The sequence below is a fragment of the Streptomyces sp. NPDC043853 genome (assembly GCF_056436025.1).
The window spans coordinates 469,301-489,333 of the sequence record NZ_JBWKDJ010000002.1; the positions used below are offsets into that span (position 1 = coordinate 469,301).

Annotated in this window: 17 protein-coding genes, 1 tRNA gene and 1 pseudogene; 5 read left to right on the top strand and 14 right to left on the bottom strand. The window is 70.8% G+C overall.

Annotation, left to right across the window (positions count from 1 at the left end; all coding sequences use genetic code 11):
• Positions 1 to 302: 302 nt before the first annotated feature.
• The 4 genes and pseudogenes from AC067U_RS07370 to AC067U_RS07385 form a co-directional block, all read right to left on the bottom strand.
• Entirely contained in the window at positions 303 to 524 is a 222-nt protein-coding gene (locus AC067U_RS07370) for a hypothetical protein (RefSeq protein WP_478828670.1), read from the bottom strand.
• Positions 525 to 583: 59 nt separating this feature from the next.
• Positions 584 to 1,103: pseudogene (locus AC067U_RS07375) on the bottom strand (GntR family transcriptional regulator); the annotation flags it as partial.
• 242 nt (positions 1,104 to 1,345) lie between these two features.
• Positions 1,346 to 1,420: transfer RNA gene (locus AC067U_RS07380), tRNA-Val, on the bottom strand.
• 170 nt (positions 1,421 to 1,590) lie between these two features.
• Positions 1,591 to 2,778, bottom strand: a complete 1,188-nt coding sequence (locus tag AC067U_RS07385; RefSeq protein ID WP_478828937.1) for an RNA-guided endonuclease InsQ/TnpB family protein — start codon at positions 2,776 to 2,778, stop codon at positions 1,591 to 1,593.
• A 168-nt stretch (positions 2,779 to 2,946) separates the two neighbouring features.
• On the opposite strand from AC067U_RS07385, the gene AC067U_RS07390 reads away from it, so the two are divergent.
• From AC067U_RS07390 to AC067U_RS07400, 3 genes are all read left to right on the top strand, one after another.
• Positions 2,947 to 4,191 (top strand): hypothetical protein, encoded by a 1,245-nt coding sequence (locus AC067U_RS07390; RefSeq protein ID WP_478828671.1) that lies wholly within the window; start codon positions 2,947 to 2,949, stop codon positions 4,189 to 4,191.
• 100 nt (positions 4,192 to 4,291) lie between these two features.
• Positions 4,292 to 4,894 carry a DUF4383 domain-containing protein gene (locus AC067U_RS07395; protein ID WP_478828672.1) on the top strand — a complete coding sequence of 201 codons (603 nt, stop codon included), beginning with the start codon at positions 4,292 to 4,294 and terminating at the stop codon, positions 4,892 to 4,894.
• Positions 4,895 to 4,980: 86 nt separating this feature from the next.
• Positions 4,981 to 5,190 (top strand): FmdB family zinc ribbon protein, encoded by a 210-nt coding sequence (locus AC067U_RS07400; protein WP_393577199.1) that lies wholly within the window; start codon positions 4,981 to 4,983, stop codon positions 5,188 to 5,190.
• Positions 5,191 to 5,218: 28 nt separating this feature from the next.
• On the opposite strand, the gene AC067U_RS07405 is transcribed toward AC067U_RS07400, so the two are convergent.
• From AC067U_RS07405 to AC067U_RS07420, 4 genes are read right to left on the bottom strand one after another with little or no spacing between them, the layout of a single operon-like run.
• A complete protein-coding gene (locus tag AC067U_RS07405) occupies positions 5,219 to 5,878 on the bottom strand; it encodes an O-methyltransferase (protein WP_478828673.1) in 660 nt (219 codons plus the stop codon).
• An 11-nt stretch (positions 5,879 to 5,889) separates the two neighbouring features.
• Entirely contained in the window at positions 5,890 to 6,747 is an 858-nt protein-coding gene (locus tag AC067U_RS07410; protein ID WP_478828674.1) for an HAD family hydrolase, read from the bottom strand.
• Positions 6,744 to 9,557, bottom strand: coding sequence for a phosphoribosyltransferase (locus AC067U_RS07415; RefSeq protein ID WP_478828675.1), 2,814 nt, complete (start codon positions 9,555 to 9,557; stop codon positions 6,744 to 6,746). The genes AC067U_RS07410 and AC067U_RS07415 overlap by 4 nt, the downstream gene beginning before the upstream one ends.
• A complete protein-coding gene (locus AC067U_RS07420; protein ID WP_478828676.1) occupies positions 9,557 to 10,735 on the bottom strand; it encodes an HpcH/HpaI aldolase/citrate lyase family protein in 1,179 nt (392 codons plus the stop codon). The genes AC067U_RS07415 and AC067U_RS07420 overlap by 1 nt, the downstream gene beginning before the upstream one ends.
• 369 nt (positions 10,736 to 11,104) lie before the next feature.
• Between AC067U_RS07420 and AC067U_RS07425 the strand changes: the two genes are divergently transcribed.
• Positions 11,105 to 11,887, top strand: coding sequence for a TerD family protein (locus AC067U_RS07425; RefSeq protein ID WP_478828677.1), 783 nt, complete (start codon positions 11,105 to 11,107; stop codon positions 11,885 to 11,887).
• 220 nt (positions 11,888 to 12,107) lie between these two features.
• Here AC067U_RS07425 and AC067U_RS07430 read toward each other — a convergent pair whose 3' ends face one another.
• The 6 genes from AC067U_RS07430 to AC067U_RS07455 all read right to left on the bottom strand — a co-directional run bounded on the left by AC067U_RS07430 (position 12,108) and on the right by AC067U_RS07455 (position 16,578).
• A complete protein-coding gene (locus tag AC067U_RS07430) occupies positions 12,108 to 12,848 on the bottom strand; it encodes a TerD family protein (RefSeq protein ID WP_478828678.1) in 741 nt (246 codons plus the stop codon).
• 136 nt (positions 12,849 to 12,984) lie between these two features.
• Positions 12,985 to 14,097 carry a DUF475 domain-containing protein gene (locus tag AC067U_RS07435; protein ID WP_478828938.1) on the bottom strand — a complete coding sequence of 371 codons (1,113 nt, stop codon included), beginning with the start codon at positions 14,095 to 14,097 and terminating at the stop codon, positions 12,985 to 12,987.
• Between the two features lie 25 nt (positions 14,098 to 14,122).
• Positions 14,123 to 14,698, bottom strand: coding sequence for a TerD family protein (locus tag AC067U_RS07440; RefSeq protein WP_478828679.1), 576 nt, complete (start codon positions 14,696 to 14,698; stop codon positions 14,123 to 14,125).
• 110 nt (positions 14,699 to 14,808) lie between these two features.
• Positions 14,809 to 15,384 carry a TerD family protein gene (locus tag AC067U_RS07445; protein WP_478828680.1) on the bottom strand — a complete coding sequence of 192 codons (576 nt, stop codon included), beginning with the start codon at positions 15,382 to 15,384 and terminating at the stop codon, positions 14,809 to 14,811.
• Positions 15,385 to 15,549: 165 nt separating this feature from the next.
• Positions 15,550 to 16,011 (bottom strand): peroxiredoxin, encoded by a 462-nt coding sequence (locus AC067U_RS07450; RefSeq protein WP_478828681.1) that lies wholly within the window; start codon positions 16,009 to 16,011, stop codon positions 15,550 to 15,552.
• Between the two features lie 132 nt (positions 16,012 to 16,143).
• Positions 16,144 to 16,578: a DUF3052 domain-containing protein gene (locus AC067U_RS07455; protein ID WP_478828682.1), complete on the bottom strand. Its 435-nt coding sequence runs from the start codon at positions 16,576 to 16,578 to the stop codon at positions 16,144 to 16,146.
• A gap of 531 nt (positions 16,579 to 17,109) precedes the next feature.
• Between AC067U_RS07455 and aceE the strand changes: the two genes are divergently transcribed.
• Positions 17,110 to 19,842 (top strand): pyruvate dehydrogenase (acetyl-transferring), homodimeric type, encoded by a 2,733-nt coding sequence (aceE, locus tag AC067U_RS07460; RefSeq protein ID WP_478828683.1) that lies wholly within the window; start codon positions 17,110 to 17,112, stop codon positions 19,840 to 19,842.
• Positions 19,843 to 20,033: the final 191 nt, after the last annotated feature.

The following is a 20,033-nucleotide window of genomic DNA, read 5'->3' on the forward strand; positions in this document are numbered from 1 at the left end:
TGCCGGCAGGGGCGGCGGCCATCCCCGGGGTAGCCGGAGGCTCCTTCTCGCTCACGCCGTCGATCGGCTTGGCTGGGCCATCCGCTCAGCTGTCCAGTACTCCATCTCGGAGGCGAGCAAACGGGATCGCGCGGCGGGCGCGACCGTTCCTGACCGCCCGCGTTGATGTCAGATGTGGATGCCAAAGGCCCCAGCCGAGATCGACTGGGGGCCTTTGTACTGGTGGGCGCGGACGGTTTCGAACCGCCGACATCTGCGGCTCGAATCGGGGCGCTGTCGCCGCGCGGTCTGGGACAACGGCCCTACAGTTTGATCATCTTGGCGTACGGGCTCAAGATCCGCTGTCGCGCCGAGCCGAAATCGACGAGCGTCGCGGTTCCGTCCTCGACGCCGATCACTCGGCCGAGTCCGTACACGTCGTGCGTGACCTGGTCACCCACCGCGAAGTGCTTGGGGGGTGGCGCGGTCGGGGCTTTGAAGGGGCTGCTCGGCAGATGGCGCTTCGGTGCGGCTGGCTTTGTCATTGCGCCCAGTATGCGCCCGCCGGGCTCCGACCGGACCGCCGTGCGCATCACCGTTCGGTCCCGATCCCCGCGCCTTCCGGATCGGCGACGGGGAAGGGCCGGAGAGGATCCGAACCGCCGATACCTGCCATCCGGGTGCCCTCGACGTGCTCGGGCCGGTAGTAGCTGGTCAGCGTGTGTGTCGGCTGCTCGCCTTCGTTCACCAGCCGAGCCCGAGCGTGGACCGGAGCGCCAACGGGGATCCCATGCGCCGCCGCGACCGGCCCTGTCGCTTCAACGCGGCTGACGATCTGCGTCTGCTCGTTCCGGTTGTACGCGCGGCCGGACGCCACCCTGTCCGCGATGAAGGCAACTTCGTCGCCGTCGCGCCACTTCGCCTTGTCGTAGCGGGCAACGCCGAGTCGTTTCAGCGGGGTCTGGCCCCGCACGATCGTTCCGACGCCACGTGATGACGTGACGAGCCTCTCCGCTTCCAGTGCCTTGTACGCGGCGTGGACGGTCGCCTTCGCCCCTCCCCGGCTTCCACCAGGTCGCGGATCTGAGGCAGGCGCTGCCCGAGGTGTAGTCGCCGTTCCTGATCTGCTCGCCAGCCTTTCGGCCAGCTCGGCGCCGCCCTCTGCGGACTCCTGCGCCGCCATGTGCGACCCCGCCGACACCCCAGCGATCACGATGAACATCTACACGCACGTGACGGAGGAGACCCGGCGCGAGGCCATCGGGCGCATGGACCGGATGCTGCGGCGCCGGCGTCCGTAGGGACGACTGCCGTCAAGAACTACCGTCAAAGGCCCCCAGCCGGATGCGGCTGGGGGCCTTTGCACTGGTGGGCGCGGACGGTTTCGAACCGCCGACATCTGCTTTGTAAGAGCAGCGCTCTACCCCTGAGCTACGCACCCGTGGATGAATGGACAGCCTACAACGAGGGCGTACCCCGGACGCAAACGCGTAGGGCTGGGAGAGAATGGAGCAAGGCAGGCGGGGCAGGGCCGCGCGCGCGTACGGGAGAGGGATTTTGACTCCTCCCTCCCCTGAAGGGAGGGGATTCCTAGCTCACTTTGCCTGGCACCTAGCAGGTGGCAGGGCTTACAAGATCAGCACTAGCCGGATTGAGACCAGCCCGGACGAGCATCACGCGGGCGGAGTTTTTGTCCCTGGGGGACACCGCTCCGCAGGCGGTGCACGTATACGTTCTCTCGGAGAGGGGGAGTGCGTGCTTGGCTCTCGCGCCGCACTGCGCACAGTCCATGGTGGTGTGCGCGGGGTGGACCAGGTACACGGTGCGTCCGTGCTTGCGGGCCATTTCGACCAGGGCGGCCCTGGTGGCGCCGATCGCGGCGTCTGCCGCCTTGCGGGCCATGGTGGTCTTCGCCAGGAATCTCGGGCGGAAGTCCTCCACGGCGATGTGGCCGAAGTCCCGGACCACGGTCTTGGCCCACTTCCGGCCGGTGTCCTGCCGCTGCCGGGCGGTCTTCTTCGACACCTTGGCCGCAGCCTTGCGGGCCTTGCGGTACCCGGCCGTGTCGGGTCGGTTCTTCGGGGTGCGACTGCGGGCCATCATCCGCTGGTAGCGGGCGAGTTTCTGCGTGGCCGCCTTTCCGTGCTGTGCGTGCGGCAGGTCGTGGGCGTCGGATGTGGTGGTGGCGGTCTCCTTCACGCCCCAGTCCACACCGATCACGCGTCCCGTGGCGGGCAGCGGCTCGCTGGGGGCGGCCACGACGAAGCTGGCGTACCAGTGGCCAAGGCCGTCGCGGTACACCCGCACCGACGACGGAGCGGACGGCAAATCCCGCGACCACACCACGGTCAGCTCAATCCCGCCGGCCAAGTGCAGACGGCCGTCCCTGAGACGGAAACCGCGCCGGGTGTAGCTCAGGGACGGCGCCGCGTCCCGCTTCCGCTTGATGCCCGGCATCCCGGCCCGCTGCCGCACCGGCAGCTTCGCCACGATGTCTTTGAGTGCCTTGGCGCGGGACTTGGCGAAGTCCCGGATGACCTGCTGCTGGGGAACCGAAGCACCCTCACGCAACCACGTCAGCGACCGCCGGGCCTCGGTCAGCATCCTGTCGAGCTGCGCCGGACCACACGTGATCTTCTCAGGGGCAGTCTTGTTCAGGCCGTGGACCTTGCGGGACATCGCCACGCACTCATTCCACACCCAACGACACCGCGCCCACTCCGTGTTCAGCGCCGTAAGCGCCGTGGACGACACACGCAGCCGGTACGTGTACCGGGCACGCCCGGCCGTCCCGGCCATCGCAGATGTCGCAGATGTCACCATGATGATCAACCTACCAATCACCACTGACAACGCCGGAAAGCACAGGTCAGAACAGATGTGCAGCGAACTCCGCCGCCTCGCGGCCCCGCTCCAAGGACCCATTCCTCCCCGGCCTGAAGGCCGGGGCCTTCTGGGAGAAATCAGGTGACGACGGCATCCCGGCGGTGGTTCGGCGGGCGGGACGAGAGCCGGCGGGCGGAGGCGCAGGCCGCGAAGGATGCCGCCGCGGCCGCGTTCTACGAGCTGGACACCGCGCAGCGGGACCTGCGGATCTCCATAGAGACCATCGCGGCCGTGGACGGGAGTCCGGCCGGGCGGCAGGCCGTGGAGGGGTTCGGGGCGCTGGGGCGGCGGATCGACGAGGTCAGCCACGCGTACATCGAGGCCGTGGACGCCTACGACCTGGACCGGGTCGACCTCGACGGCGGGACCGCCGGGCGCGCCAAGCAGCAGTTGGACCGGGCGCGGGACGAGCTGGTGCGGGTCAAGGGTGAGCTGGAGCGGTTCGCGGAGGGGCTGCGGCCGCTGCTGGACCGGGCGGAGAGCCAGCTCGCGCAGGTGGCGCCGGCCCGGGAGCGGGCGCGGGCGGCACTGCTGGCGGCGAGCGACGCGCTGGACGCCGTACGGGCGCAGGGCATGCGGGCCGACGAACTCGCGGCGCGGCTGGCGGCGCTCGGGCCCGAACTGACCAAGCTGACCCAGGGTGCGGGGCAGCACGGCGTACCGGAGACCCTGCAGCGGGCCGACCGGATCCTGCGGGAGGCCGAGGGCATCCGGGCCGAGGCCGAGCGGCTGCCGGAACGGGCCGCCGAGATGGACCGGCGGATGGTGAGCCTGCGGACCCGGGCGCAGGCCCTGCGGAACCGGGCGGAGCGGGTGGATCCCGTGCTGAGCGAGCTGCGGCGCCGGTTCTCCGCGGCGTGCTGGCAGGACCTGCAGCCGGTCCCGGAGCAGGCGGCGCGGGACGTCGCGCAGGCGGAGGAACGGCTGCGGGAGGCGGGCAAGGCCCGCGAGGAGCAGCGGTGGGCGGACGCCACCGCGCTGTTCGGGACGGTACGGGCGCTGCTCGACGCGGTGGACGGCGCGGTTTCGGAGGCGCAGGACCGGCTGGAGCGGCTGGAGGCGGTGGCGCGGGACCCGGAGGTCGAGGTCTCGCGGACCCGGTTCGCGATCCGGGACGCGCAGCGGCTGGCGATGGACGGGCGTACGGTGCCGGATCCGCGGCACGCGCGGCCGCTGGACGAGGCGGTGGCGCGGGTGGACCGGGCGGTGGCGGGCCTCACCGGTCGGCACCCCGACTACTGGCAGTTCCTGAAGGAGCTGGAGGACGTCCGGGTCGGTGTGGGGCGCGTGGTCTCCGAGATCCGCGCCCACCGCGGGCTCGGGTGACCTGGCGGACGGCGAGGAGTCGGGCGGGCGGCCCGCCTCGTCGTGCCGTCCGGGGCCGGCACCGGTTGTCCCGGAGCGGTGGGCGGAGCACGCTGGAGGTATGGATCTGGACCGTAATGGTGCGGTCGAGCCGCACCTTCGCGTACCGGTCACCGCCCGGCTCGACGAGCACCTGCCCGTCGACCACAAACTGAGCAAGGTGTACCGGGTCGGCGCCGGGCTGACCGGGCTGCTGCTGGTCTGCTTCGGGATCCTCGGGCTCACCGACAACGTCGGGTTCTTCGACACCGGCGGCGACCGGGTGCTCGGGCTCAACACCAACGGCGCGCTGAGCGTGCTGTCGATCTGTGTGGGGCTGCTGCTGTTCACGGGGATGGTGATCGGCGGGAACTTCGCCTCCACGCTCAACATCGTGCTGGGGCTGGCGTTCATCGCCAGCGGGTTCGTGAACCTGGCCCTGTTGGACACGGGGCTCAATTTCCTGGCGTTCCACATCCAGAACGTGCTGTTCAGCTTCGTGGTGGGCGTGATGCTGATGTGGTTCGGGATGTACGGGCGGGTGGGTAGTGCGCTTCCGCACGACAATCCGTACTGGCGGGCCCGCCACCCCGAGCAGGCGGCCCGGGAAGACCGTGCGAAGGCCAGGTCCCACAGCCGGTCGCGCGGCCACGAGCGCTACCTGCGGCAGCAGCTCCCCCACTAGGCCGTCTCTTTCGGATCTTGCCTGACCCGCGCCGCCGGGCAAGATCCGAAAGAGACGACCTAGTCGTGAGCCTTTAGCATGCCTGCATGCCTCGCTACGAATACCGCTGCCGGACCTGCGACGACACCTTCGAGCTCAGCCGTCCCATGGCCGAGTCCGGTGATCCCGCCGACTGCCCCGCCGGGCACCCCGACACCGTGAAGCTGCTGTCCGCCGTCGCCGTCGGCGGCACCAGCAGTGCCCCCGCCCCGGCGGCCGGTGGCGGGGGTTGCTGTGGTGGTGGGGGCTGCTGCTGACACCCGCCCCCACCGCACCCGGCTTCCGCTAGCGCTTGCGGGAGAGCGTCAGGCCGTCCGAGATGGCGAGCAGGACGCTCTCCATGCGCTTGTCCTCGCGGACGTGCTCGTTGAAGGCGCGTACGCCGGCCACCGAGCCCGTCGCCTGCTCGTCCAGGACCCTGCCGTGGAAGAGGGTGTTGTCCGTGACGATCAGACCGCCAGGGCGCATGCGCGGGACGAGTTCCTCCCAGTAGTCGATCTGGCTCGTCTTGTCCGCGTCGATGTAGGCCATGTCGACGTGCGGCTCGGCCGGGAGCGACCGGAGGGTGTCCAGGGCCGGGGCGATCCGCAGGTCGATGCGGTCCGCGACGCCCGCCTCCGTCCACGCCTCGCGGCCGTAGGCCGTCCACTCCTCCGAGACGTCGCAGGCGATGATCTTGCCGTCGGCTGGCAGGGCCTGCGCCATGGAGAGGGTGGAGAAGCCGGTGAAGGTGCCGATCTCGACCACGAGGCGGGCGCCGGTCAGTCCGATCAGGAACGCCAGCAGCGGGCCCTGTTCCTCCGCCGACTGCATGCCGGCGGAGTCCGGGAACTTCTCCCAGGTCTTCTCGATCAGTCCGCGCTGCACCGCGGTCAGCGGTGGGTTCTGCGCGAGCATGTAGGCGTACAACTCATCCGTGATTTTGGTGGTGTTGCCCTTTGTCATGATCAAGGAGCCTACTCCGCCGCCGCCTCCCGCGCCGCCTGATTCGCCACCCCGTTCGCAGCCTCCGCCGCCGCCCCGAACGCCCTGATGATCTCCTCGCCCGCCAGCACGCCCGCCGTTTCGAGCGCGGCCACCCCCGGAGCCCGCCACTGCGCCTCCGCCAGCTCGCCGTGCCCCGGCCGCCAGGCCCGGTCCGCCGCCAGCAGCAGGTCCGCGTCCAGCAGCGAGTCCCCGGCGGCCAGGGTGTGCGTGGCGCCCGTACGCCGGGCCACCTCCCGCATCGCCGCGCTCTTGGTCAGCGGGCGCGGGACCGCGTAGATCTTGCGGCCCTGCAGGGAGACCGTCCAGCCGCGCGCCTCCGACCATTCCGTGAGCGCCTTCAGCCACTCGTCCGGCACCAGCGCCCGCTCCACCACCAGGTACGCGAAGAGGTCCTCCGCCACCCGGGCCTTGCGCAGCCACGCCGGGTCGGCCGTGCCGGTCAGGCGCTCGTACACCTCCTCCAGCGGGGCGCACTCCCGCGCCAGCCGTCCCGCGACCGCGCGCCGCCAGTCCCGGTCGGGGACCCCGTCGACGAGCAGCTGGCCGCCGTTCGCGCAGATCGCGTACCGCGCGGCCGGCCCGGGGAAGCGGATCCGCTGGTACTGCTTGCGCGTCCGGGTGGTGGTCGGGACGAACACCACGTCCTCCCGGCCGGCCAGCTCCGCCAGCAGGCCGGCGGCCGTCTCCGTCATGAAGGACAGCGGCCTGCCCTCGTGGATCTCCACGCACAACAGCCTCGGCGCCTCCGGGTCCGGCACGTTCAGCGCCAGGGCGGCCGAGGAGTAGATCAGCGTCCGGTCGAGATCGCTCGCTATCAGGACGGTCACCGGTTGACCACAGCCTTTCCGTCGGCGCCCGTGGCGCCTCTCGTGAAACGGGGATGGATGAGTCCGACGCAGGTGTACGGCAGGCCGTCGACCTCCTCGACCGGCACACCACGCTGCTCGGCCAGCAGCCGTACGTGGTCCAGGTCGGGCCCGGCCCCGCGGCGGGCCAGGATCTTCCACGGCACCCGGCGCAGCAGCACCCGCGTGGTCTCCCCCACGCCCGGCTTGACCAGGTTCACGTCGTGGATGCCGTACTCCTCGCTGATCCGCTCCACCGCCGCCCAGCCCTCCCAGGTCGGGGTGCGGTCGGCCGCGAGGAGCTCCTTGACCTCCTGGTCGACGGCGTCGGCGACCTCGTCGAACCGGGCCGCGACGGTGTCGACGAAGGCCGTCGAGACGTCCGCCCCGGCCAGCTCCCGGTAGAACTTGGCGCCGTGGAAGTCCTGCGGCCCGACCAGGTCGGCGCGCAGCACCGTACGCGAGACCAGGCCGGAGACGGTGGAGTTGAGGCAGGCGGAGGGGATGAGGAAGTCCTCGCGGGTGCCGTAGGTGGCGACGCAGCCGCCCGGGTCGGCGAGCACCACGATCTCCGGGTCGAAGCGGTGGGAGCGGTGGGAGCCGTCGGAGCCGTGGGAGCCGTCGGAGCCGTGGGAGCCGTGGGAGCCGGGGCCGCCTTCCCGCTCCTCGTAGGCCGCCAGCGCGGCCCGCAGCTCCCGGGTGATCGCGCCCTTCCCGGTCCAGCCGTCGACGAAGACGACGTCGGCCGGGTCGTGGTGGGCCGCCAGCCAGCGCAGCGCGTTGCTGTCGATGCCGCGGCCGCGCACGATCGACACGGCGTAGTGCGGCAGGTCCAGGCCGTGCCGGTGGCGGGCCCAGCGGCGCATCAGCACGCCGACGGGGGTGCCGGCCCGGGCCAGCGAGACGAGTACCGGGGACGGGGAGCGCTCGGCGAGCACGGTCTCGGTGACGGTGCCGACCGCGCGGGCGATGCGGGAGGCGGAGGCGTCGAGCGCCGACCTGTAGAGCTCCTGGTACTGCGGACTGGGCTGGTACTCCACCGGCAGGGACTCGGCGTAGTGGGCTCCGCCCGCCTGGATGGCCTCCTCGCGCTCCTCGGTCGGGGCCTCCAGCTCCGCGTCCGAGAGGTCCTGGAGGAGCCAGCCGACGTCCTCGGGGGCGTAGGAGGAGAAGGCGGGCCCGCGGAGGGGCTCGGGCAGCATGATCGGCTCCTGCCGGTCGGTGGCGGATGCGCGGGCGGATGCCGGGGCGGAGGCGGGGGTGGAGGCCGGGGCGGATGCCGGGGCGGATGCGGAGGCGGAGGCCGGGGCGGCGCCGGAGCGGTCCGCCGGGGTCCCGGCAGCGGGCGCGTACGAGGGGACCACCGCGAGCAGCACCCGCCCGGTGTGCCGGCGCAGCCGGTCCAGCAGGCCGCCCGGGGCGTGCAGGGCGGGGGTGTCCCCGGCCGAGTCGACGACGGCGAGGACGGTGTCGAAGCCGCCGCCCGCGACGTTGTACGCGTACCGGTCGCCGGGGCCGTCGGCCGGGTCGTCGTGGGCGGGGAACACCAGGCGGGTGCGTATGGCGTAGCCGGGGTCGTCCACGGCGAGCACCGGCGAGCGGGTCGTGGTCGAGAACCGGACCTCGGCGGCCGCGCCGTTCTCCTCCAGGGCCTTCGCGAGCCGCAGCGGGGTGTACATCAGCTCTTCGTTACCGAGTACGAGAACCCTCCCGGGCCGCGTCCCGAGCGCCTCGGCGAGCTGCGCGCCCAGGCGGGGGACCGCTCGTTCCAGCCGCCTCCGGTGCCCGGACGTGAAACCGTGGCGCCCGCCGTCGGGAACCCCGGCCGGCCAGTCCAGACGGACGCGCTCGACCCCGGCGGCCGGCTCCGGCCCCGCGGCGGCGGCCGGACCGGACTCGCCCGGACTGCCGTCGCCAGGACCGCCGTCGCCCTGAGCGCCGTCGCCCGGACCGGAGGAGCCGGCCTCGTACTCGGCCACCAGCGCCTGCCCCTTCGCCAGCACGTCCGGCGGCAGGGCCACCGTCCCGGAGGCCATCGCGACCAGGTCGATCCGGGCGCCCAGCTCCGCCGCGAGGGCGGCCAGCCGGTCGCGGTCCGCCGGGGAGCGCATGTCGACCAGGGCGACCACCACGTAGTGGCCGCGCGGGTGGCGGACGTGCAGGTCGCGGATGGTGTTGAGGACGGTGTTGCCGGTGGAGAACTCGTCGTCGACCAGGACCAGCGGGCCGGTGCCCGCCAGCTGCGCCGGGTCCTCGGGCAGCAGCAGGTGGGAGGTGGCGTGCGAGTGGGACTCCTCGAAGCCGCCGGCCGGGGTCAGCCCGTCGACCGGACGGCGGGTGGAGTGCAGGTAGGGGGCGGCGCCGAGGCCGTCGGCCACGCAGTGGCCGAGACCGGTCGCGGTCTCGGCGTAGCCGAGGACCACGGCCGAGCCGGCGGCCTCGCCGAGCAGCTCCCGGACCCGCTCACCGAGCCGGTACCCGGCGCCGTACACCACGGAAGGGAACTGCGGCACGTGCTTGCCCAGCACCTGGGACACGAGCAGGTGGGCCCGCTTGGGGTTGCGTCGCAGGGCGAGCCCGAGCAGGCCCGGCAGCTCCTCGGCGCCCTCCAGGCGCACCCCGAGCCGGTCCGCGACCCAGGTGCCCGGCCAGACCGCCGTGCCCGTGCCCGTGTCCGTGCCCGTGTCCGGTCCTGCTGTCGTCTCGGTTACCGCCGTGTCGATCGTCTTGCCTTCCGTGGTCCGCGTGCTGCCGTGGTTGCCGTTGCCGTTGCCGTTGCCGTGCCCGGACATCAGACCTGCAGTCCGGCCGTGAGCAGGTCGACGAAGCCGACCTCCTCCTTCGCCACCCCGAACACCTCGGCGCGCAGCATGGTGCGCTCGGCCCAGGCCCGGTGGGGCTTCACCTCGTTCATCTTGTTCGTGTAGGCGGATCTCATCACTCCGCCGCCGCCCCGCTCCGGGCGCAGGATGTCCCCGGCATCGCTGAACTCCTCGTGCGAGACGACCGACAGGGCGTGCACCGGGGTGGTGTGCGCCGGGTGGATGCAGGTCTTGCCGAGGAGTCCGTTGGCGCGGTCCAGTTCGATCTCGCGCAGCAGCCCGTCCAGGTCGTGCTCGATGAGGGTGGTGCGGAGGTCCTCCGCCTGGCCGTCCAGGAACGGGCTGCGGCGCAGCTGGGGCTTGAACATCCGCTCCTGGTGGCGGAAGTACTCCCAGACCGGGCCGGTGATGGTGAAGCCGGTGCCGTCCGCCCGGCTGAGCACGTTCACCACGTCGGCGATGACGCCCGCGACGATCTGGACGTCGTAGGCGGTCATGTCGGGGGAACGGCGCAGGCCGTAGGCGGAGCAGAAGTCGGTGACGCCGAGGCGGAGGGCGAGGACCCGGTCGCGGTAGCGGTTCACGGTGCGGGAGATCCCGGCGAGGGCCTCGACCCGGGTTTCGAGGTGGAGCAGCTCGGGGGATTCGAGGACGGGCATGGTGTAGAGGCGCCGCCCGCTGGATTCCTCGGCGGCCGCGACGGCGTCCAGGAAGGCGATCCCACGGTCTTCGGTGAATTTCGGAAGTACGAATCCGGTCAACCATCGGACGGAGGCGCCCAGCCGGGTCACCAGGTCCGGTATCTGCTCGGGTGTGCGGACCCGGATGAAGAGGAGGGGCGGCTCGGCGGCGTCGCCCTCGCGGGCCTGCGCGTCGAGCTCGGCGAACTGCCGGACCAGGTTCTCCTCACCCGCCTTGACCTCGACATCGCTGATGGAGTCCTCCAGGCACAGCACCATGGAGACGACTCCGCGGGCCGCCTGCTTGCGGATGTCGGAGGCCAGGTGCGGCCGGACGGCCGGACTGTAGAGGGTGGCGCCCAGGGCCGCGGCAAGGATGCGGGCCGGGGAATCGGCCGTGAATTCGGCCGGTTCCCGGTGGAAGAGACCCTCACGGGCCGCGGGCGATATGTGCCCGAAATGACGCATGTGCTTCCCCCGTACTGCCTCGGCGGCCCAACTGGCGTGGCCGGTAATAGTACGTACGAATGAGATGCCGAGTTCCTCGCGCACATGAAATCCAGGTAACCGTCCTGAAGACTGGGCGGTAGCGGCACCGGGTACCTGCCCCGGGTACCCGGTGGCGGGCGTCGGATCCTCCGCTCCGGAATCCCGGAGCCCCTTGCACCATGCACGGGAGCCGGCGTTCCCCACAAGGGTCGGGCGCGCTCCGTCCTCCGCCGGCCACGGCCGGGCCGGCGTTCCGGCTGCGCCTCCGCCCCCTCGGCGCGCATCGCGACACCCCGCACCGGGGGGCCGCATTGTCCCGCTCCGGCCCGGGAGGGCAGGATGACGGGCATGACGCACGCGATGCAGAAGGGCTCCAACATTCCGGTCACCGCCGCGGCGGTCCGGGCGGTGCTGCGCTGGACCACTGGCCCCGAGGTTCCGGACGTGGACGCTTCGGCGCTGCTGGTGGGCCCGGACGGGCGGGTGCGTTCGGACGAGGACTTCGTCTTCTACAACCAGCCCCGGCACCCCTCGGGGGCGGTGTGGCGGCTGGGCAAGAAGCTGATCGGGGAGAGCGTCACCGACGCGGTGCAGGCCGATCTCGGCTCGGTCACCGCGGCGGTGGACCGGATCCTGGTGGTCGCCTCCGCCGAGGACGTGCCGTTCGAGCGGGTCCGCGACCTGCGGATCCTGCTGTACGACGCCACGGGCGCGGGCGGCACGGACCCCCTCGCCCACTTCGACGTGCGGCCGGAGACCGGGGCCGAGACGGCGCTGATCTGCGGGGAGCTCTACCGCCGGGGCGAGGGCTGGAAGTTCCGGGCGCTCGGCGAGGGCTACTCCAACGGGCTGGTGGGACTGGCCACCGACCACGGCATCTCGGTGGACGAGAACCCCGAGGCCGACGCGGCGGTGGCCCCGGCCGACCCCGAGGCCACCACGGCCATGCGGCCGCCGACCCCGGCCCACCCGGTGCCGCCGGTCCCCTCGGCGCCGCCCACGCAGGCCCCACCGGCCGCGCAGCCCGCCTACGGGTACCCGCAGCCGGTGTCCCCGGCGCCGGTGCCGGGACCGGGCGGGGACCCGTCGTTCCGGCTGCCGCTCCAGGGACCGCAGTTCGTACGCCGCTAGGCCGTTTCTTACGGATCTTGCCTGACCCGCGCCGCCCGGCACCGCACCTCGCTGCGTTGTCGAGGCTCCCGAGTACGTCCAGTACTCGGGAGCCTCTCCGCCTTGCGATGCACGGCACCGGACGACGCGGGCTCAACCGGCAAGATCCGAAAGAGACGACCTAGGTGTATTCGGCCGGGCCCCGAGCCCGGTCGGCCCGGGCCGTCCCGGGAGGGACGGCCTATCGCGCCCCCGACTTGTAGCCCCGGCCCCACTGGAGCCCCCACCCGTACAGCCGGTCCAGCTCGGCCTGGAAGCCGTACACGAACCGCACCTCGCGCCGTACGACCAGCTCGCCGCCGGCGTTCTCCAGCGAGACCACCGCGCAGGACCGGGCCTCGGGGTGCCGTTCGTCGAGGGCGATCTCGATGCGCGGCCCGCTGATCGGGTACAGGGTGACCACGGCGTGGGTCCGGTCGAAGGCCGGGGTCTGGTCGTAGATGTAGACGAAGACCAGCAGCCGTTTGATCTCCTCGGCGTGGTCCAGGTTCACGTAGAGGGTCTCCCCCGAGGGGGAGCCGAAGCGGTCGTCTCCGCTGAGCTTCACGTACGGCGGGTCGTTGAGGTCGCCGAGCAGGTTGCCCAGCGGCTGGACCACGCCCCTGCTGCCGTCCGCCAGCTCGTACAGGCAGCCCATGTCCAGGTCGACGTTGACCATTCCCTGGGTGTGCGCCTGCACCACCTCCGGCTTGAACAGCTTGAACGGATGGCGGAACAGCTGGCCGCTCTGCCCCGACCGGCCGCCGAAGTCCGAGCTGCGCATCCGCCAGGAGAGGTTCACCCGCAGGTTCCCCGTGACGGCGCCCTGTTTGGTCAGCGAGACCTGCGGGTGCCTCTTGGTCAGCTCGATCGCGTTCGACGAGGCACTGCCCGACTGGAACTGCGCCGCCCGGCCTCCCCGGAGCCCGTCGAAGAACCCCATGCCCTTCCCCCCACATCACGGCCCCCGCCGGAGTCATCCGGCGGCGGGAACGCCGACAGGGGGTGGCCGGACGGCCACCCCCTGTCAATGGTTCCGCATACACGCCCGGCTCATGCCTCGGACGCGCGCCTCGGCATCACGCCTTGGCGCCGGCCTCCTCCAGCTCCAGCCGCTTGTTGCGGCGGACCGAGGACCAGAAGGACGCGGCGATCAGCACCACGCCGATGAGACCGGTGATGATCTCGCTGATCTCGTGCTGGATGGTGATCAGCAGGATCACGGCGAGCGCGCCGATCGCGTAGTGCGCGCCGTGCTCCAGGTAGACGTAGTCGTCCAGGGTGCCCTGGCGGACCAGGTAGACCGTGAGCGACCGGACGTACATGGCGCCGATGCCGAGGCCGAGCGCCATCCAGAAGATGTGGTTGGTGATCGCGAAGGCGCCGATGACCCCGTCGAAGGAGAACGACGCGTCCAGCACTTCGAGGTAGAGGAAGAGGAAGAACGCGGCCTTGCCGGCCAGGCCGACCGCCGAGACCTCCTTGCCCTCGGCCTTGGCCTTCTCCTCCTCCTCGTGCTCGCGCTCCTCTTCCTCTTCGAGCTTGTCCTCGAAGTAGGAGGAGAGACCGCCCACGATCAGGTAGGTGATCAGGCCGGCGACTCCGGCGAGCAGCACGGTGGCGGACTTGTCCGCGTGGCCGGTGCTGGTGTGGGCCTGGGTCGCGAAGGTCATCGCGGAGACGAGCAGGGCGATCAGCGCGATGCAGACCGACAGCATGTCGACCTTGCCGAGCTTGGCCAGCGGCCGCTCCAGCCACTGGAGCCACTTGATGTCCCGGTCCTCGAAGATGAAGTCGAGGAAGATCATCAGCAGGAACATGCCACCGAACGCGGCGATCGCGGGGTGGGCGTCGGTGACCAGCGCCTCGTACTGCTCGGGCTCGTCCAGGGCCAGCTGGATGGCCTCGATCGGGCCGACCTTGGCGCTGATCGCGACGATCGCCACGGGGAAGACCAGTCGCATACCGAAGACCGCGACGAGAATGCCGACCGTGAGGAAGATCTTTTGCCAGAAGGCGTTCATCTTCTTCAGGATTCCGGCGTTCACGACCGCATTGTCGAAGGACAGCGAGATCTCGAGGATCGACAGGATCAGTACGACCCCGAACGCCTCCCACCCCCACTGCCAAGCGGCGAAGGCAAGGCCGAGCGCCGTGATGGCGAACGACCAGCCGAAGGTTTTCAGAACCACTGGCACCCCATGATCTTGTACGGCTTTACGAAACGTTGACCCCGAAGTCTAGAGCGATGCCCCTCAGGCCGGACGCGTACCCCTGCCCCACCGCCCGGAACTTCCATTCGCCGCCGTAGCGGTACACCTCACCGAAGATCATCGCGGTCTCGCTGGAGGCGTCCTCGGAAAGGTCGTAGCGGGCGAGTTCCTGGCCGTCCGCCTGGTTCACCACGCGGATGAAGGCGTTCGTGACCTGGCCGAAGGTCTGCCGGCGGGCGTCCGCGTCGTGGATCGAGACCGGGAAGACGATCTTGTCGACCTCGGCCGGCACCTGCGTCAGGTCGATGATGATCGACTCGTCGTCGCCCTCGCCCTCGCCGGTGAGGTTGTCGCCGGTGTGCTCGACGGATCCCTCGGGGCTCTTGAGGTTGTTGTAGAAGACGAAGTACTGGTCCCCGAGCACCCGGCCGCCGTTGCACAGCAGTGCACTGGCGTCGAGGTCGAAGTCGGCCCCCGTGGTGGAGCGCGCGTCCCAGCCGAGGCCGACCAGGATCCGGGTCAGGTTCGGTGCGGCCTTGGAGAGGGAGACGTTGCCTCCCTTGGCGAGCGTGACGCCCATGTGTGGTCCTCCCCGGAACACGTGGTGGTGGCAAAGCCGTCCGGCGCCGCACACGGACGGGTGCGCGGCGCCGGACGGAAGGGCTGCCGGACGGGCCGGCAGAAGGAGACTCAGACGTTGACGCCGAAGTCCTGCGCGATGCCGCGCAGACCCGAGGCGTACCCCTGGCCGATGGCGCGGAACTTCCACTCGGCGCCGTTGCGGTAGAGCTCGCCGAAGACCATGGCGGTCTCGGTCGAGGCGTCCTCGCTCAGGTCGTAGCGGGCCAGTTCCGTGTTGTCGGCCTGGTTCACCACGCGGATGAACGCGTTGCGCACCTGGCCGAAGCTCTGCTGACGGGTCTCGGCGTCGTAGATCGAGACCGGGAAGACGATGCGGTGCACGTCGGCCGGCACGCCGGTGAGGTTCACCTTGATCTGCTCGTCGTCGCCCTCGCCCTCACCGGTGATGTTGTCACCGGTGTGCTCCACGGAGCCGTCGGGGCTCTTGAGGTTGTTGAAGAAGACGAAATTGCCGTCGCTCGCGACCTTGCCCTGGTCGTTGGTGAGCAGGGCGCTGGCGTCGAGGTCGAACTCGGTGCCGGTGGTGGTGCGAGCGTCCCAGCCCAGACCGACGATGACCGCCGTCAGGTTGGGGGCGGCTTTGGTCAGCGAGACGTTGCCGCCCTTGCTGAGGCTGACTCCCACGGGTCCTCCATTGGGTTTTGTGTGGGGCGGTGCCCCGTCGTGCGTTTGCTACCGGGTCAACGGTCCGATCCTAGTGACGGGTTCCCACCCGGCGGCACCTTTAGGCCGATACCGTCACGGCGGTGCCCTCCGGCACCGTCGCCGCCGACGTCCCCGCGGGGACGGTCAGAGGCTGTCGAGCGCCTTGACGTACTCGTTCAGGTCACGGGCGTCCGGGAGGCCGTTGACGACGGTCCAGCGGACGATGCCGTCCTTGTCGATGATGAAGGTGCCGCGCACGGCGCAGCCCTTGTCCTCGTCGAAGACCCCGTACGCGCGGGAGGTCTCGCCGTGCGGCCAGAAGTCCGACAGCAGCGGGTACTCCAGGCCCTCCTGCTCGGCGAAGACGCGCAGGGTGGGCACCGAGTCGTTGGAGACGGCGAGCAGCTGGACCTCGTCGTTCTGGAAGCGGGGCAGCTGGTCGCGCAGCTCGCAGAGCTCGCCGGTGCACACGCCGGTGAAGGCGAACGGGTAGAAGAGCAGGACCACGTTCTTCTCGCCCCGGTAGTCGGACAGCCGGACGGTCGCGCCGTGGTTGTCCTTGAGCTCGAAGTCCGGGGCCTTGTGGCCGACCTCGATCGCCGCCATCTCTCGCATCCCTCCGTTGGGCTGTTCGGGTGGGCCCAGCCTATCGAGGGCGCGCGCCGAACGCGGAAACCCCGCCGACCGGGGGTCGGCGGGGTTCTCGTGGTTCCTGTCCGCTCGGCTGCGGAACGCGGGTCAGCGCTTGCCGGTCTTGGCCGCCTTGGGCGTCACCAGCTTGTTGGCGGTCCAGTCCTTGCCCACGCTCACCGGCTTGCTCGTCGAGAGGCCAGCGGTGGTGGCGGCCTCGTTGACGTCGCTGGGGATCACGTGACCGGAACGACCGGTCTTCGGCGTCATGAGCAGGATCACCGCGTTGTTTTCGACGAACTCGGTGGCGTCGACCAGCGTGTCCGTCAGATCGCCGTCTTCGTCCCGGAACCAGAGGAGCACGGCGTCGGCAACGTCGTCGTAATCCTCGTCGACGAGATCGCTGCCGATCTGCTCCTCGATGGCCTCGCGGAATTCCTGATCGGCGTCGTCGTCGTAGCCGATCTCCTGGACCACCTGGTCGGACTGGAAACCCAGCCGGGCGGCCAGGTTGCTCTCCGCGTGGTCCGCGGTCGCGCTCACGGGGTGCCTCCTGCTCATGTTCGGGGTATGTCTTCGGCTGCGCGCGGACGCGCAGCATTGGGCGTAGTCCACACGGGAGCGGCGGATCGCGCAAGTACCCGGTGGGCGAGACCGTCGAAACGGTGACGATTGCGGCCGTCTCGACGCTCTCGGATTACCCATCCCACACCATTGCAGCGCATTCGGCATCGGATGGGGACCTTCCTACCCGTTCGAGGGGCGAACTGCCTTTCGGGCGTGCCGAACGGGGTGGGCACAATGGGGAGGCTTCGACGGATCCGTCCCCGGGCCGTTCCGGAGCGTCACCGCCCTCCCGCCGGCCCTCACCGGCCCGTCGCCGGGTCTTCCCGGCCGCCCCTCCGGCCGGGCCGCGAGCCGGGCCGGAGGGGCGGCCTGGAGCCCGGCCGGGAAGGCAATTGCCCGAAGTTCCACGGGTTACCTAGCGGTAAAGGTGACGATTGGGGTCCGGCGGTACACGATGGGAGGCGGTGTGACCCATGACACGACCTCCCCAGACAGCGAAGGAACAGCGTGGCTTCCGCATCCGATCGCAACCCGATCATCATTGGCGGCCTGCCGAGCCAGGTCCCGGACTTCGATCCGGAGGAGACGCGGGAGTGGCTCGACTCCCTGGACGCAGCCGTCGACGAGCGCGGGCGTGAGCGGGCCCGCTACCTGATGCTGCGGCTGATCGAGCGGGCCCGCGAGAAGCGCGTGGCCGTCCCCGAGATGCGCAGCACGGACTACGTCAACACGATCGCCACCAAAGACGAGCCGTTCTTCCCCGGCAACGAGGAGATCGAGCGCAAGGTCCTGAACGCCACCCGGTGGAACGCCGCGGTGATGGTCTCGCGAGCGCAGCGCCCGGGCATCGGCGTCGGCGGCCACATCGCCACCTTCGCCTCCTCCGCCTCGCTCTACGACGTGGGCTTCAACCACTTCTTCCGGGGCAAGGACGAGGGCGACGGCGGCGACCAGATCTTCTTCCAGGGCCACGCCTCGCCCGGCGTCTACGCCCGCGCGTACCTGCTGGACCGGCTCTCCGAGCAGCAGCTCGACGCCTTCCGGCAGGAGAGGTCCAGGGCCCCGTACGGCCTGTCCAGCTACCCGCACCCGCGGCTGATGCCGGACTTCTGGGAGTTCCCGACGGTCTCGATGGGCCTCGGCCCGATCGGCGCGATCTACCAGGCCCGGATGAACCGGTACATGGAGGCGCGCGGCATCGCGGACACCTCCAGGTCACACGTTTGGGCGTACCTCGGCGACGGCGAGATGGACGAGCCGGAGTCGCTGGGCCAGCTGACCCTGGCCGCCCGCGAGGGCCTGGACAACCTGACCTTCGTGGTCAACTGCAACCTGCAGCGGCTCGACGGCCCGGTGCGCGGCAACGGCAAGGTCATCCAGGAGCTGGAGTCGGTCTTCCGGGGGGCCGGCTGGAACGTGATCAAGCTGATCTGGGACCGCTCCTGGGACCCGCTGCTGGCCCAGGACCGCGACGGCATCCTGGTCAACAGGATGAACACCACGCCGGACGGACAGTTCCAGACCTACGCGACGGAGACCGGCGCGTACATCCGGGACCACTTCTTCGGCGACGACCAGCGGCTGCGCGCCATGGTCGCGAACATGACCGACGACCAGATCCTGCACCTGGGGCGCGGCGGCCACGACCACAAGAAGATCTACGCGGCGTACGCGGCGGCCAAGGCCCACAAGGGCCAGCCGACGGTCATCCTGGCCAAGACGATCAAGGGCTGGACGCTCGGACCGAACTTCGAGGGCCGCAACGCGACCCACCAGATGAAGAAGCTGACGGTCGCCGACCTCAAGGGCTTCCGCGACCGGCTGCACATCCCGGTCACGGACGCGCAGCTGGAGAGCGGTCTGCCGCCGTACTACCACCCGGGCCCGGACTCCGAGGAGATCCAGTACATGCACGACCGGCGCAGCGCGCTGGGCGGCTACGTACCGACCCGGGTGGTGCGGGCGAAGCCGCTGCCGCTGCCGGAGGACAAGACCTACGCGGCGGCCAAGAAGGGCTCCGGCCACCAGTCGATCGCGACGACCATGGCCTTCGTCCGCATCCTGAAGGACCTGATGCGGGACAAGGAGATCGGCAAGCGGTTCGTGCTGATCGCGCCGGACGAGTACCGCACCTTCGGCATGGACGCGTTCTTCCCGAGCGCCAAGATCTACAACCCGCTGGGCCAGCAGTACGAGGCGGTGGACCGCGACCTGCTGCTCGCCTACAAGGAGTCCCCGACCGGCCAGATGCTGCACGACGGCATCTCGGAGGCGGGCTGCACGGCCTCGCTGATCGCGGCGGGCTCGGCGTACGCCACGCACGGCGAGCCGCTGATCCCGGTCTACGTCTTCTACTCGATGTTCGGTTTCCAGCGGACGGGTGACCAGTTCTGGCAGATGGCCGACCAGCTGGCGCGCGGTTTCGTGCTCGGCGCGACGGCGGGCCGGACCACCCTGACGGGCGAGGGCCTGCAGCACGCGGACGGCCACTCCCAGCTGCTGGCCTCGACCAACCCGGGCTGCGTCGCCTACGACCCGGCGTACGGCTACGAGATCGCGCACATCGTGCAGGACGGTCTGCGGCGGATGTACGGGCCGGAGTCGGAGGACGTCTTCTACTACCTGACGGTCTACAACGAGCCGATCCAGCATCCGGCCGAGCCGGCCGACGTGGACGTGGAGGGCATCCTCAAGGGCATCCACCGGGTCTCGGCGGGCACCTCGGGCGCCGTGCCGGCGCAGATCCTGGCCTCCGGCGTGGCCGTGCCGTGGGCGCTGGAGGCGCAGCGGCTGCTGGAGACGGAGTGGAACGTCCGGGCGGACGTCTGGTCGGCGACCTCCTGGAACGAGCTGCGGCGCGAGGCGGTGGAGGTGGAGAAGCACAACCTGCTCCACCCGGAGGAGGAGCAGCAGGTCCCGTACGTGACCCGGAAGCTGTCCGGTGCCGAGGGGCCGTTCGTGGCGGTGTCGGACTGGATGCGCAGCGTCCCGGACCAGATCTCCCGGTGGATTCCGGGCGCGTACACCTCGCTGGGCGCGGACGGGTTCGGCTTCGCGGACACCCGCGGCGCGGCGCGGCGGTTCTTCCACATCGACGCGCAGTCGGTGGTGCTGGCGGTGCTGACCGAGCTGGCCAAGACCGGGCAGATCGACCGGTCGGTGCTGAAGCAGGCGATCGACCGCTACCAGCTGCTGGACGTCGCGGCGGCGGACCCGGGCGCGGCGGGCGGCGACGCCTGACGCAGCGGGGCGCGGCCCGGCGGGCTCCGCGGTTCACCCGGACGGGGCACGGACGCGGGCTCGGGCCGGGAGGCGGACGCGGACGCACCGGAGCGTGCGTCCGCGTGCGCGGGGCGGCACCCCCGACGATGCCGTCCGATGACGCGGCCCCGGCTCCGGCCGGGGCTGCGTCCGTCTTCACACGTTCCTTA